Origin of the sequence: Chloroflexus sp. (genome assembly GCF_034434295.1) — a bacterium.
Classification (GTDB): domain Bacteria; phylum Chloroflexota; class Chloroflexia; order Chloroflexales; family Chloroflexaceae; genus Chloroflexus.
Genome location: NZ_DAOTZQ010000138.1, coordinates 36,983 through 52,203 on the forward strand (window position 1 = coordinate 36,983; position 15,221 = coordinate 52,203).

General features: G+C 56.6%; 10 protein-coding genes. 8 read left to right on the forward strand and 2 right to left on the reverse strand.

Annotation, left to right across the window (positions count from 1 at the left end; all coding sequences use genetic code 11):
- The first annotated feature begins 14 nt into the window (after positions 1 to 14).
- Positions 15 to 644, forward strand: a complete 630-nt coding sequence (upp, locus tag VAE57_RS18060; protein ID WP_287158446.1) for a uracil phosphoribosyltransferase — start codon at positions 15 to 17, stop codon at positions 642 to 644.
- Between the two features lie 108 nt (positions 645 to 752).
- Complete coding sequence (locus VAE57_RS18065) at positions 753 to 1,868, forward strand: MraY family glycosyltransferase (RefSeq protein WP_322823218.1); 1,116 nt, start codon at positions 753 to 755, stop codon at positions 1,866 to 1,868.
- Positions 1,869 to 1,883: 15 nt separating this feature from the next.
- On the opposite strand, the gene VAE57_RS18070 is transcribed toward VAE57_RS18065, so the two are convergent.
- Positions 1,884 to 3,317, reverse strand: a complete 1,434-nt coding sequence (locus VAE57_RS18070; protein ID WP_322823219.1) for a cyclic nucleotide-binding domain-containing protein — start codon at positions 3,315 to 3,317, stop codon at positions 1,884 to 1,886.
- 117 nt (positions 3,318 to 3,434) lie between these two features.
- Between VAE57_RS18070 and VAE57_RS18075 the strand changes: the two genes are divergently transcribed.
- The 4 genes from VAE57_RS18075 (at position 3,435) to malZ (ending at position 9,961) form a co-directional block, all read left to right on the forward strand.
- Positions 3,435 to 5,228 (forward strand): aldehyde ferredoxin oxidoreductase C-terminal domain-containing protein, encoded by a 1,794-nt coding sequence (locus VAE57_RS18075; RefSeq protein WP_322823220.1) that lies wholly within the window; start codon positions 3,435 to 3,437, stop codon positions 5,226 to 5,228.
- A gap of 134 nt (positions 5,229 to 5,362) precedes the next feature.
- Entirely contained in the window at positions 5,363 to 6,469 is a 1,107-nt protein-coding gene (gene proB, locus VAE57_RS18080; RefSeq protein ID WP_322823221.1) for a glutamate 5-kinase, read from the forward strand.
- Between the two features lie 121 nt (positions 6,470 to 6,590).
- Positions 6,591 to 8,102, forward strand: a complete 1,512-nt coding sequence (gltX, locus tag VAE57_RS18085; protein ID WP_322823222.1) for a glutamate--tRNA ligase — start codon at positions 6,591 to 6,593, stop codon at positions 8,100 to 8,102.
- Positions 8,099 to 9,961: a maltodextrin glucosidase gene (gene malZ, locus VAE57_RS18090; RefSeq protein WP_322823223.1), complete on the forward strand. Its 1,863-nt coding sequence runs from the start codon at positions 8,099 to 8,101 to the stop codon at positions 9,959 to 9,961. The genes gltX and malZ overlap by 4 nt, the downstream gene beginning before the upstream one ends.
- A gap of 464 nt (positions 9,962 to 10,425) precedes the next feature.
- On the opposite strand, the gene VAE57_RS18095 is transcribed toward malZ, so the two are convergent.
- The gene (locus tag VAE57_RS18095; protein WP_322823224.1) at positions 10,426 to 10,908 is read right to left on the reverse strand and encodes a hypothetical protein; all 483 of its coding nucleotides are present in this window, start codon (positions 10,906 to 10,908) and stop codon (positions 10,426 to 10,428) included.
- Between the two features lie 1,576 nt (positions 10,909 to 12,484).
- Between VAE57_RS18095 and VAE57_RS18100 the strand changes: the two genes are divergently transcribed.
- Positions 12,485 to 13,873, forward strand: coding sequence for an FAD-dependent oxidoreductase (locus VAE57_RS18100; RefSeq protein ID WP_322823225.1), 1,389 nt, complete (start codon positions 12,485 to 12,487; stop codon positions 13,871 to 13,873).
- Complete coding sequence (locus tag VAE57_RS18105) at positions 13,873 to 15,024, forward strand: glycosyltransferase family 4 protein (protein ID WP_322823226.1); 1,152 nt, start codon at positions 13,873 to 13,875, stop codon at positions 15,022 to 15,024. Before VAE57_RS18100 ends, VAE57_RS18105 begins: the two co-directional genes overlap by 1 nt.
- Positions 15,025 to 15,221: the final 197 nt, after the last annotated feature.

The following is a 15,221-nucleotide window of genomic DNA, read 5'->3' on the forward strand; positions in this document are numbered from 1 at the left end:
CGCAAGGTAGGAATATGTCTTCAGCAGTATTTGTATCACGTCATCCACTGGTTCAGCACAAACTGGCCCTCTTGCGCAGTAAATGGACTGAACCGAAGAAATTTCGCGAACTGGTACGTGAAATTGCGCAACTGTTGTTCTACGAAGCCACGCAGGACCTGGCACTGGCACCATTAACGGTTGAAACACCACTAGCGACCTGCGCCGGCTATGAAGTAGCTGAACGCATCGGGATCATCCCGATTCTACGTGCCGGTTTGGGAATGGCAGAGGCGATTGTCGAGATTTTACCGACCGTTCATGTATGGCATCTCGGTCTGTATCGAGACCACGAGACCCTGCAACCGGTAACGTACTATAACAAGCTACCGAGCAAGCCGGACATCGATCTGACGATTATTGTCGATCCAATGCTGGCAACCGGTGGTTCGGCGGTTGCTGCGGTAGACATTCTCAAGCAGTGGGGTGCGCAGCGCATCAAGTTTCTGGGCCTGATTGCTGCTCCGGAAGGGGTTCGGGCACTGACCGAAGCCCATCCTGATGTTGCGATCCATCTGGCCGCCATTGACAGTCATCTCAACGAGCGGGGCTATATTGTGCCAGGGTTGGGAGACGCCGGTGATCGCCAGTTCGGAACGGGGTAAAGAATCATACCCCACGAAGGGAGCGGGTTTACAGAGAGATAGGTTCCGAAGGCGGGCACAGGCGCTTGCCGGTGCTACGGTACCAGCGGAAACAGTAGCACCATCACTATGCTAACCATCCTTGCTATCTCAGGCACATTTCTGATTGCCTTTGCGATCACTGCGCTGCTTGTTCCACCACTTATCACCCTGGCTCGCCGTGAGGGATGGGTTGCCAAACCTGGCCCGCGCCATGTGCATCGCGAGCCGACGCCAGTTGTGGGTGGGCTGGCGATGATTGCCGGTCTGGTTGGAGCAATCGTACTGAGTGCAGGTTTCGAGCAGATCGATCCGGCATTGCGTCGTTCGACATTTGAGCAGTTACGCATTGGTCTGTTGCTGATCGGTATCTCAATCATCGCCCTGGTCAGCTTCCTTGATGATCTCTATGATCTCCCGGCTTTACCGCGTTTAGGTGTGCATATGATTGCCGCACTGATTGCGGTAGGACCGTATCTGTGGGATCACACACTCTACTCCGATGTGCTTGGTCAACCGACTGAAGCGCGGGGGATTATTCTCACCGCATTCAACTTTCCCTTTGTCGATCAGATTCATCTGCACAACCTCAGCCCCTGGCTGGCGATTGCAGCGACAGTGCTTTGGATTGTCGGCATGCAGAATATGGTAAACTGGATCGACGGTCTTGACGGTCTGGCTGCCGGAGTGACCTTTATTGCGGGCATGGTACTTGCCATTCACACCCTCACCCTCGATCCACCGCAACTGACAGTAGCCCTCTTGCCATTAGCCCTCAGCGGTGCCTGTGCAGCATTTCTCCTCTACAATACGCACCCGGCACGCATCTTCATGGGTGATGTCGGTGCAATGACCATTGGGTACACTCTCGGCATCTGTGCAATTATCGGAGGCGCCAAACTGGCAACGGCCCTGCTCGTGATGGGAGTACCCCTGGTCGATATGGCCTGGCTGATCCTTTCACGCACCTTACGCGGTCGTTCTGCTGCTCAGGCGGGACGCGATCATCTTCATCACCGTCTGCTCGACCTGGGGCTAGACCAGCGTCAAGTTGTTGGTTGCTACTACGCATTAAGCATTGTGTTCGGCTCGATTGGCCTGCTCGACTTTTTCACGCCGTTGTTCAAACTTATCGCATTGCTCGTCCTGGGTGGATCGATCTTGATCGTTCTCCTCTTCTTGCAACCCAGAACCCGGACAGCCTGAGCCGAACAGAAGATATTACAGGGGCACAATCTCTTCCACCGGAGCGAGGCGGAGATTCCCAATCGGACAGGCACTCACACAGGCCAGATCGGTATATCCAAAGCACAGATCACATTTATCGGCACGGTGGGTTGGGGTTGTGGGAGTCAAGGGGATAGACGGTCGTACCCGTTGCTGTACACGACGAAAGAGTTCCCAGAGCGGACCGGTAGAGTGCCTGGTACGCGGCACCGAAGTTACGGCATCGTAAGGGCACGCACTCACACATTCACCACAACCGGTACAGCGGTTGGTGATGCGCAGGGCACCGGTATCAACACGCTCGATGGCATCTTCAGGACAAACTTCGACGCATTCGGCACCTACACTACACTGCCGGCAATGGTCGAGCACATCGAAGCGATCAATCGGGGTACCATTGAGATGAAGGCGTGTGTGACCGTGGCGGGTAGCACAACCGGCTTCACACAACCGACAACCAGGCGGACAACGCGCCGGGTCGCGCACCAGGACGTGGGGAGTGCGCAGCAGACCGTGATTGACGGCCATCTCGATATCACGGACCCGGGCCGCATCACTGCGCACTGCGGAGAGATGTTTGAGCCGGCGCTCGGCAATAGCACGGAGATCAGACTCCAGCGCCGGGTATTGTTGCAGCAGCCGATAGAAATCGGTACCGGGCAAAACCAACAGATCGGTCGTCGTTAACGTCCGTGCATTCGCCCGATGCGTATCTCCGGTTAACAACGAAATTTCACCAAACAGATCACCTTCGCTTAGACTGGCAATTGTCTGACCATTATGCTCGATAACGACTTGACCACTCTCAATAAGGTAGAGCGAGTCGGCTGGTTCACCCTGACTGACCACGAGCGTACCCCGCGGGACGTGACGGGGTTGCAGGCGCGAGGCAATAGCAATTCGCTCTAGCGGAAGCAACTGACTCAGCACCGGCATTCGGGCCAGTGTTGCCTCGATCATCCGACGGCGATACACCTGGCGGAGTGCCGTCGTCAGCAGGGGGAGTGAGGCCAGATCATCACGCAGCGTTGCAATCTCAATCTGCAACAGATAGCAGGCCGTTTGGGTGAGCGCACTCATATGGCGAAAGAACTTACCAAAGAGCGGCCCTTCACCGAAACAATCGCCCTGCCCCAACACCCCCATCAATACCTCGTGACCATCCTTGTCACGTAGTCGTAACTGTAATGAACCGCGTAGCAGAAAGAAGAGATAACGAAAACCGCGTCGCTGGCCTATCACTGTCGCCCCAGGCGGGAAGGCACGAAACACACCACGCTCGTACAAGACAGCGAGTTCGGTTGGAGAAACGCCCCGCAAACAATCGAGTGCCGCTAGTGCAGCAATCGCATCTTGCCGGCGCTGTTGATACTGAGCAGCACGTAGCTGATCGAGGTGATTGTGCAGGGGGCGCTTCAACGACGACATATGCAGCTCTGCGGTACAATACGGGTGTGAAGATTTATTAAGCTACATTGTATCATACTGATCGTTCAAGAGCAGTATAATAGAACGGCGAAAATCGCACCAATACAGGATAATCGCATGCCGTTGCGTAGTCTTACCGTTGATCTTGCTCGCGGCCACGCCCGCCAGACCTTACCTGATGAAGTCGAACGAGACTACCTCGGAGGTCGTGGCGCCATTGCGTGGTTACTCTGGCACCAGCTCGAACCCGACACACCACCACTGTCGGCAGACAATCTTCTGATCTTTGCAGCCGGCCCGCTTGCCGGAAGTGCAGTGTTTGCCACGGGAGGCTTTACGGTCGGCACCCGTTCGCCGCTCACTGGCGGCATCGGCTACGGCTGGGCACCGGGGCATTGGGGAGCCGCTCTGCGGCGGAATGGGATTGATGTGCTGGTAGTCCGTGGTGAAGCACCCGATTGGTGCTACCTGCTCATTGATGGCGATACTGTGCGGCTACGTTCGGCTCGCCATCTGGTCGGGCGTGATACGATAGCAACAACTGCCACCCTTAATAATGAGCTGGGCAATGATGTGCGGATTCTGGCAATCGGGCCAGCCGGCGAAGCGGGTGTTGCATATGCCAGTATTGTCGCTGAAGGCCAGTATCTGGTTGAACCGGCCGGTACTGGCGCTGTCATGGCCGACAAAAAGCTCAAGGCGATTGTCGTGCGGGATCGTGCACCATTACCGGCAGTCGATCCAACCCGTGTGCAAAGTATTCTCCAATCGATCCGTCAACGCGGCGAGCAAAACCAGACCGCAAATGCAATTCGGATGATTGGCAGCGCCGGGCTGCTGCCGTCAGCGATTAAACTCGGAGCATTGACCAGTCGTGATGCGCGAGTGCCGGCTGACGGTGTCACAATTGCCCGCATGTTTAGCGACATTGCCCGGCGGGGAGGCAGGCTGGAGCGCGGGTGTGCACAATGTCCGTTACCGTGTTACATCGACTTGCGCACAAAGAGCGGCGAGACCCATCCGCTGCCAGGGCTTGAGCTGATTGCCGGTTTTGCAGCACGGGTTGGTATCACCGACGCCGATGCAATGCTGGCCATTGCCGACCGCTGTCTGCGCCTGGGGCTTGACCCGGCAGCAACTGCGGCAGCGATTACCTTCATGACCGAAGCGCAAGACGAGGGGCTGGTACGTCAGCGTACCCTCAATTGGGGTGATGGTGCAGCCGTCATTGCTGCCCTTGATCGTATCAGTCAGCGCCAGGAGAAGCGTGACATTCTCTCGCTCGGTGTGGGTGAGATGCAAGAGGCCGTTTGGGGATCGGCAGCGTTTGCTCCCCAGGTTAAAGGACTGGCAATGCCGGCCCTTGATCCGCGAGCACTCACCGAGATCGGGCTGGCAATGGCAACCAGCCCAATCGGGGGCGATTATCGCTATGCCATGGCGTTTGAAGAGTTGGTCACCGACCCACCGGCATGGCTACCGCCACCGGCCAGCGGGCCGCGCGAAAGCGAAGGCAAGGCGTTACGCTTGATCTGGCACGAACGGTTTGCGGCTGCGCTTGATGCGAGCGGGTTTTGCCGTCGCCTCGGCCTGATGGCCTATCAGATTACGCCTGGCGAACTGATTGCTCTCCTCGGCGCAGTCAGCGGTCACACCATATCTGGCGCTGATCTGGTACGGATTGGGGAGCGGATCGTCACTCTCGACCGGCTCTTCACCCGTCGCTACGCCAGCAACAGTCAGGATACGCTCCCTGATCGTTATTTGCGCGAGGCATTGAGTAGTGGCCCAACTGCCGGCCACACCCCACCGCTGGCACAGCTCCTGGCCGAATATTATGCCCGTCATGGCTGGGATGCAGCCGGCGATCCGACGCCAGCCCGACTGGCCGAGCTAGGCATAGCGGTATAAGAGCATCGTTGCGCACGCCGGTTACATCCGATACCGGCAGGAAACAAAAGCTACACAACCTTCAGGCATGCAACGGGGCGAGTATGAACTCGCCCTCATTGTTACAAACCAGCGAATGTAGAGCAGTACAGACTATGAGCCGATTCGTTGTCAAACTAGGCACAAGCGTCTTAACGGCCGGCACAGATCGCCTCCACCGCCCTTACTTTGTCGAACTGGCCCGCCAAATCGTTCGTCTGAAAGATGCCGGTCACGACGTAGTCCTTGTCTCATCAGGTGCTGTTGCGGCAGGCAAAGAACGACTTGGGGTTAATCCTCATCACCGCAGCAATATTCCCCTGAAGCAGGTCTTTGCCGCAGTTGGTCAGAGTCGTCTGATGCACCTTTACGAGCAGATTTTTGAGCTGTACGGTTTGCAGGTTGCGCAAGCCCTGCTCACCCGTGATGACCTGCGCGACCGGCGGCGCTACCTCAACGCCCGTAATACGCTTACCCTTTGCCTGGAGCAGGGGATCGTGCCAATCATCAATGAAAACGATGCTGTCGTCACTGCCGAGATTCGAGTGGGCGACAACGATAACCTCTCTGCGCTGGTGGCCGGCTTGATCGACGCTGACCTGCTCTTAATTTTGACCGACATTGCTGGAGTGTACAGCGCCGATCCACGCAGTGATCCAAACGCGGAACTGATCCGCGAAATACCGGTTATTGACGAACGTGTCTGGGCGATAGCCGGTGGCAGCGGCACCCACCGTGGCACCGGCGGCATGCAGACGAAGATTCAGGCTGCCGATCTGGCTACCCGTTCGGGCGTAGCCGTGGTGATTGCAGCCGGCCACGAGCCAGATGTGATTGTACGGGTAGCGAATGGTGAACGTATCGGTACCTTCTTCCCGGCTAGCACAACCCACCCCGATGCAAGACAGCGGTGGATTCTGGCCGAAACAGTTCGACATTCGCGCGTTGTGGTGGATGAAGGCGCAACAACCGCGCTGACCCGACACGGCAAGAGTCTGCTGGCCGCGGGTATCTGCGAGGTGAGTGGTGAGTTTGACCGCGGGCAAACTGTGCGCATCTTTGCCCGCGATGGACGTGAGATAGCGCGTGGCTTGACCCAGTACCGATCCAGCGATCTGCGCATGATTGCCGGTCTCCGTTCATCACAGATCGTTTCTGTTTTAGGGTATGATTATGGGCCGGAGGTCGTCCATCGCGACGATATGGTTGTGCTGAGTGGATAGGAGTCTACGCAAGCAGTATCATTGAGAGCATATTGGCTGATAAATCAGAAACAAACATTGATCACAGACACCACAGCACATACAACGCAGAGAGCTAACCTATCACAACAAGGAGCAGTCCATGAGTTCCATCGAAGGGCCGGTGCGGGTGCGCTTTGCGCCCAGCCCAACCGGTAGTTTGCACATTGGCGGTGTACGCACTGCCCTCTTCAACTGGCTCTGTGCCCGCCACTACGGGGGGCAATTTATTCTACGGATCGAAGATACCGACGAAAAGCGTTTCGTACCGGGCGCGGCTGACGACATTAGCACCTCACTGCGCTGGGTGGGTATCGATTGGGACGAAGGGCCAGATGTGGGTGGCCCTTACGGCCCTTACGTGCAATCAGAACGGTTTGAGCAGGGGATTTATCAGCCATTTATCAACCAGCTTCTGGAAGCCGGTCTTGCGTACATGTCGTTTACCACCGAAGAAGAACTGGCCCAGATGCGGGCCGCAGCGGAAGCTGCCGGGATCAAAGCATTTCGCTTCCGTGGACCTGAGCGTGACTGGCCGCTTGAGCGCCAGCGTGAAGAGGCGGCCAGCGGTAAGCCTTATACCATTCGTCTCAAGACGCCACTCGACGGCGAAACTCGCTTTCGCGATCTGATCCGTGGTGGTGACGAGATTGTGGTGCAGAATAATCAGTTGCAAGACATTGTGTTAATCAAATCAACCGGAATGCCGGTTTATCACTTTGCCCATCTGGTTGATGATCACTTGATGAAGATCACTCACGTTATGCGTGGTGAAGAGTGGGTTCCCAGTACCCCATACCACGTTCTGCTCTACGACTTCTTCGGCTGGCCGCGCCCGGTCTTTGCCCATCTGCCGGCAATTCTGCGGCAAGATGGTCGAGGCAAGCTGTCGAAGCGCAAAGACGATGTGGCAACACAGCGATTCCGTGAGCGTGGCTACCTGCCGGAGACCATCTTCAACTATCTCGCCTTGCAGGGATGGAGCTACGACGGCGTAACCGAAATTATGACCCGTGACGAGCTGATTGCGCGTTTCACGCTTGAGCGAATACAACCCTCGCCGGCACGCTGGAACCCTGAGAAGCTGCGCGACATGAACGGTATCTACATCCGTAAACTGACCACAGAGCAGTTGGCCGAGCGTGTACTGCCGTTCATGCAACGAGCAGGTCTGATCGGCGATCCGGCAAGCGAGACAGAACGCGCATACCTCATCAGGTTGATCCCGTTGATTCACGAGCGGCTGGAAGAGTTGCAGGAAGCACCTGATCTGCTGTCCTTCTTCTACCAGGATGTGGTACCCGGCGAGACGTACAACCCTGCCGATCTGATTCCGAAGAAGCACGACGCGGTACAAACCATCGTCTTGCTGCGGGCTGCGCACGAAGCCCTGAGTCAGCAAACCGATTGGACACCACCCGCGCTGGAGACAACTCTGCGCGCCCTTTGCGAACAATTACAGGTCAAGCCAGGGCCGCTCTTTGGGGCGATTCGCGTCGCCATTACCGGGCGCAGTGTGGCACCACCACTATTTGATACGCTCGCCGATGTAGGACGCGAACGGAGTCTCTCGCGACTAGCAGCGGCGATTGCCGCACTGGAGAACCCGGCATGAGCACCGTACACTGGGAAGCCAGTATTCATCACGACGGATCACCAACATATCTGCGCTTCAGTGGCCGAGCGGGTGACACAGCGGTATTTCGGCTCCGTATGGCCGCAGACGCACCGGTCAGAGGGGTCTTCCTCCGCACATGCCCGGATGGAGAACAGCATTTTACGCCACTACGCGATCTGGGAGTGCGCGGGGTATGCCGATGGTGGGAAGGTGAGCTACCAATCCGCATGCTTCGCACCAATTACCGCTTCCTGATCCGCGCCGACGACTGTTCACGCTGGTACAGTGCCGGCGGCATCACCCGTCACTACCCCACTGACGCAAATGATTTCGTGGTACTGGCCAACTATCATGCGCCAGCCTGGGTGCGTGATGCGGTCTTCTACCAGATTTTTCCGGATCGGTTTGCCGATGGTGACCCGACAAATAATGTCCGCAATGGAGCGTATCTCTACCACGGGCAACCGGTTGTCGCACGCCACTGGGATGAACGACCCAACCGTGCGACCGGATCGATAGAGTTCTACGGTGGCGATTTGCAAGGGATCGCGCAGCGCATCGATTATCTGACTGATCTGGGTGTCTCGGCGCTGTATCTCAATCCTATCTTTCGAGCACCGTCGAACCACAAATACGATGTCGAAGACTATACCAGCATCGATCCACACCTAGGAGGTGAAGCAGGGTTACTCCTCTTACGCGAGGTGCTTGACGAGCGAGCGATGAAGCTGGTGCTTGACATCGTACCGAACCATTGTGGGGTGACCCATCCATGGTTTGTAGCCGCCCAGGCTAATCCACGAGCACCCACCGCCGAGTTCTTCATGTTTCGTCGTCATCCCGACGACTACGAAAGCTGGCTGGGGGTCAAGACCCTGCCTAAACTCAATTACCGTAGTGTCCGCCTCCGCGAAGCAATGTATGCAGGCCAGGATGCGATTATGCGCTACTGGTTGCGGCCACCCTACCGGATCGACGGCTGGCGGATCGATGTTGCCAATATGCTGGGGCGGTTGGGAACAGACAACCTTGGACACAAGATTGGACGTGGGATTCGGCGGGCAGTGAAGTCAGAACAACCAGAAGCTTATCTGCTCGGTGAACACTTCTTTGATGGTACTCCCCATCTGCAAGGTGAAGAGCTGGATGCCACAATGAACTATCAAGGCTTTACCTTTCCCATCTGGCGCTGGTTGGGAGGGTTTGAGTTCAATCCACAACGGCCTGAAGCCGATCCACGACCGATTGCAACCGAGACGGTTGTTGCACAATGGACGGCATTTCGGGCAGCGATACCATGGCAGATCGCCAGTCAGCAATTCAACCTGTTGGGAAGTCATGACACCCCGCGTCTGCGGTCAATCGTGGGAGACGATCTGGCGCGAGTGCGGGTAGCGATGACGTTACTCTTCTGTTATCCGGGGGTGCCGTGTATCTACTACGGTGACGAAATTGGGCTGACGGGCGGCGGTGATCCTGATTGTCGGCGACCGATGCCGTGGGACGAACGAGAGTGGGATCACGACCTACGGGCATTTGTGCAGCGGCTGGCGCACTTACGGCGTCAGTCACCGGCATTGCGTTGGGGCGGTTTTCAGCAGCTCTACGCAAACGGGGAAACGATTGCCTTCCAACGCGAAGCACCCGAGGAGCGCATGATCATCGTGGTACGGCGGAGTGATGATGGGCAACGCCTGCTGCCGGTGCGTCATGGTGGGCTGGCTGATGGTGTTCACCTGCGGGAACTCTTTAGCGGTACCGAGACGGTTGTGCGCAACGGGATGCTGGATATTGGAAATTTGCCGGCTACCGGTGCTCAAATCTGGCAAACCACAGACAAAGACGACGTGTTTTAAGGGACCGACAGGCAGCGATCAGCAACGGGTAAACGCTGACCCTGCGCTCTGGGTAATGAGGACGGCAGGTAGGTGCGGCAGCGTGGCTGCCGCACGCCAGCTACACGAGACGAACACCTCGAACTCACCTATTTAAAAAAACATCTCCTAAAGTAATCTCGTTCATTCCCGGCAGAGACTATGCTCGTGACGAGCACACCCGGCATCCGCGATCCCAGCAGGGTCAACGGCGTGCTATGCGCCGGATCGTGAGCACGGCGACGTGCGGCAGCATGGCAGCCGCACGCCAAACACCGCGACACGTGTATGACGAGCGGGCAAGGCAACCTATCCGGCGCGTGATGGTAAGACTGGAGCTGCGCTCTACCAACACCAGGAGCCGGGTAGGCCGTCGTCGGTGATTGGCAAGCGTTCATGCGCCTGGGCGACAAGATGGGAACACGACAGCACAGCTTTAATAAGGTCTAAAATGATGGCGGCTGGTATTGCTGCGGTGGGACTGGCTGCCCGTTTCGATGGGCAAAATAGGCCTGTACTTTCGGCTGACTATACAACACCAGGCTAATGATCCCAAATGCCAGCGAGAAGATATTACCGGTGATAATATTGACAATTTGCATAATCGCCAGCGTCTTGTTCGGCTGCACCGGCTGTAACGGACGACTCAGCAACCTGTAGGCATACATACCGGCTATCACCGCTACGACAATTGAATAGATACCGAGTGGAATCCCGCAAAGAGTGAATATCCAGCCCACACCAGCCAGACCGCTGATCACCGCATCCACAATTGCCATGATCGCAATGACCATGACCTCAGAGGGATGTTCCTGTGCTCCAGGTACTTGCTGGTATTGAAGCTGATAGGGTTGATAGGGCTGCTGCTGGTAGGGTGGCTGACCAGGTTGATAGCTACCGTACTCGTCCGGGCGTTGTGGATCATTCATCACCAGTTGTCCTTTCTGTTATGGTGAGACTATCAACGAATAGACGAAGCAATTCGACAGGCAACAAACCGGATACAACAACCTGCTCGTTCTTAGCCAACAACCGTACAGCCCTGGAACAAATGAACAGCAATGTCGTTGGCTCGCTCAGCGTGCACCTCGTCACTTTGGGAACGGCAACCTGCTGAACTCAGGACGTATTTCTAATCCTACCCGAAGCACTCATTTCGACATGATATACGGTCTACATACCAAACGGGTTTCCAGAAAATGATAGCACATCGAAGAGCGGTATGCCATGAGAAGCGCGAAGGACTGACGACCATCGCCAGGACCATCACTCGTGGGATGGCGTGCCTTACTCGCCTATCATGCGCGTGGTGCAGGGTGTGGAGTGCGGCAGCATGGCTGCCGCACCAGCCGTGCTCACAACCGGCGCGGGTCATACCGTTGACCCGGCTAGACACGGGGATGTTGTGGGTGCTTATCACGATCACGGCAATGAATGAGATGACTTCTAGTGCTTTTTGAAATAGGTTCTACAATCTTCATTGATAGACTAACACCAAAGTTGCCACCTTTAATCACCACAGAGGCACGGAGGACAAAGAGGACGGGTATAACCCAAGCTGCCACCTTGAGGCGTGATGTAGTGCGTCGATGGGAACTGACTGCTATCCACATGGTTCATACAGGTACGCTGCATGGTATTGTGTACAGCGTCGTGCTGTTCATCATGGCAGTCAGCTACGTAGCTTGCTCACAGCGTGGGTAGCAACTTGGGTTAGACTGACAATCGTATATGCACACTACGCAATGGATGAGGGTGTCATATCAAATCTTGATCGACACTGTGCATGATTCAGATTGTCAGACTGGTGCAGAAACCCTACACATACTACAGGCAGGCTGCTGGTTGGTCACCAGAGGCACCCGAACGTTCACGGTCAGTCACGTTCGGGCGCTGCATTTAGCAGTGTGCCGTTCCCCCATCCTCACCCGTCCTCGCTGGGGCGGGAACCGCTGATGTCGGATGTCTCCCGCTGTCGTGCAATGGTCTGGGGGTACGACACCTCGCAGGACGCAGGCACCATATGGCTGGTGCCTGCGAGCCGGAGATGTGCGCTTCCAGGCTTGTCTACCACGATAGATCACTCAAGGGTTCAGCATGAGCGTGACGGAAGACCGCGTGCCATGACTAAACCAGATTTGACATCACGCAGTGAGACACGCTGAAGGAACGATACCGGCTGTTGCAGGGCATCCGGGAAGCCTCAACTGTCATGATATGATCTATCGAGATTTGATCTGAACATCCTGACCTGAATAATAAACTACACTGTATCTTCCCATTGCATACGCATGTCCGCGTGTGTAGAAATCTTACCCTTTAGAATCGCTCATCTCGTGTGAGTAGAACGAGCAGCACAACCGTTATCACCGTTATCACTGGGCTGCATGCACTCACTATAACTGTTTGACACAACGCAACAGGCATGGTACATTTCGGTCAATCTGTGCTGTAAATCACAAACGGATTATCAGGCAAACCAAAACGACAGCAAAGGAGTGCACCGTGAGTGAACCCTTGGGAAGCGCCCAGCGCCCACTGCGTGTTGCAATTATCGGCGCCGGTCCTGCCGGTTTCTACACCGTTGAAGCGCTACTCAAACAAAAAAATCTCGTTTGCCAGATCGATATCTTTAACCGCTTTCCCACCCCTTACGGTCTGGTACGTGAGGGAGTGGCTCCTGATCACCAGTCCATTAAAGCGGTAACCCGCATCTACGATAAACTGGCAGCGCATAGCAGCGTGCGCTACTTTGGTAATGTGACCTTCGGCGTGGATATTACCCGTGCCGATCTGCGTGCCCGTTACGATCAAATCGTGTATGCAGTCGGCGCCCAATCAGATCGGCGGATGGGCATTCCCGGCGAAGACCTGTTTGGCAGTATGCCGGCAACGGCGTTTGTCGGTTGGTACAACGGACGCCCCGATTATCGCGATCTGAAAGTAGATTTGAACGTCGAGCGGGTCGTTGTCGTCGGCAATGGGAATGTGGCGATGGACGTAACCCGCATTCTGGTCAGCGATCCCGATGATCTGGCGAAGACTGACATTGCCGATCATGCGCTGGCAGCACTGCGCCAGAGCAAGGTGCGCGAAGTGGTCATGCTCGGTCGGCGCGGCCCGGCGCAAGCCGCATTCACCAATCCCGAACTGAAAGAGTTTGGCGAGTTGCGTGGGGTAGACGTGATTGTCGATCCCGCAGACCTCGAACTCGATCCCCTGAGTGAAGCGGCACTGGCCGAGGACAAGACTGCGGCAAAGAATGTTGAGTTGCTGTGCGCATATGCAGCTCGTGGCGATACCGGTGCACCGCGCCGGATTGTGATGCGCTTCCTGGTTTCACCAATTGCAATTCACGGTGTTGATGGACGGGTAACAGGTGTCACTATCGAGCGCAACCGCCTGGTACAGGCTGCTGATGGCAGTCTGCGCCCGAAAGGAACCGGCGTGACCGAGGAATTGAGCTGCGGGATGGTATTGCGTTCGGTTGGTTATCGTGGTGAACCACTCCCTGATGTGCCATTTGATGAAGCAAGTGGTACGATCCCTAATCGCGATGGGCGCGTGCTGAATGGACCAAACGGTGAGCCGGTTCCCGGTGAGTATGTGGTCGGTTGGATTAAACGCGGGCCGTCAGGGGTCATCGGCACCAATAAGCCTGACGCAGTAGCAACCGTCAATAGCATGCTGGCCGATCTTCCCGCTCTGCCCGGTGCGCCGCAACATGATGATATTACCGATTTGCTTCGTTCACGCGGTGTTGACTTCGTGACCTACGCCGACTGGCAGCGGCTCGATGCTTACGAGACGGCACAGGGGGCAGCCCAGGGCCGACCACGGGTTAAGGTCACGCGCGTCAACGAGATGATGGACATTATTCGCGCTGGTCGCTAATGCGAGTCACTATGATTGCGCCCTTCGGCATCAGGCCGAAGGGCACATTACTTGCCCGCATGCTGCCTCTCGCTCAGGCTTTGCAGCAACGCGGGCACATCGTTACGATTGTCGCGCCCCCGATCCACAACCCTGCCGATGGTGGTACAGCGCGTTATGCCGGTGACGTGATGGTTGTGCATACCGCGACCCCACCGATTGGCGGTCTGGCGGCAGCCATCTGGCACACCGTGGCCCTGTGGCAATGGGCAAGACGGACTCAACCCGATGTGATGCATCTTTTCAAGCCCAAGGGGTTCGGCGGCTTAGCGGTTCTGGCGCGTGGTCGCATTCCCCTGGTGGTTGATTGTGACGATTGGGAAGGTCCAGGGGGTTGGAATGATCTGCTACCCTATCCACCACCAGCTAAAGCCCTCTTCGCATGGCAAGAGCGCGATCTACCGCGACGAGCGAATGCAGTCACGGTTGTGTCTCACACATTGGAGACATTGATTTGGGCAATGGGCGTACCACCCGAACGTGTCTTCTACCTGCCGAACGGCGCACCGCATTTTGAGACCCCTGCCCGATCACCATCATCGCAACCAACCATTATCCTCTACACCCGTTTTTGGGAACTCGATCTGGCGGAAGTGGCAACAGCGCTGGCGCTGATTCAGCGTAGCCGGCCTGACGCCCGTCTGGTACTGATCGGCAAGGGAGAACGGGGTGAAGAACAGCAACTCCTGGCACTTGCCACCGATCAGGGGTGGGCCGATATGATCGATTATCGGGGCTGGCAAGAGCCAACGGCTATTCCAGCCATTCTGGCTGGGGCTGATGTGGCGTTGGCCCCAATTCATGACACGCTGATCAACCGGGCGCGTGGGATGGCGAAACTGGTCGAACTGCTGGCAGCCGGGTTGCCAATCGTAGCGAGTGATGTCGGAACTGCCCGCGATTATCTTGCGCCTAATGCAGGGTTGCTCGTCCCTCCGGGTGATGCATCTGCACTGGCGGCGGCTACGCTTCATTTGCTGACTGATGAGGCAGCACGCACACGTTTGCGGATGGCTGCCCTGGCCGCTGCCCAACGGCTACGCTGGGAGAACCTGGCACCAATTGCCGAGCAGGCATACAGGTATGCTGTTGCTCAATCGGTGTTGCGATGAGCGGCACTGTTCTCCTGACACACACTTGCAGATCACGAGCAGAAGCGCAAGGCAGTGCGTCGCTACATTACCACTGTTCAGGGACGGTAGATGATAAGTGCGCCGGAAGCGCACACGCCCAGGAGTTCTAACCCGCTCCCAACTCCGCTGGGGGCAGGGGTGAACGGTTCAGGGCGGAGCAGCAGGGGCTGGATGCG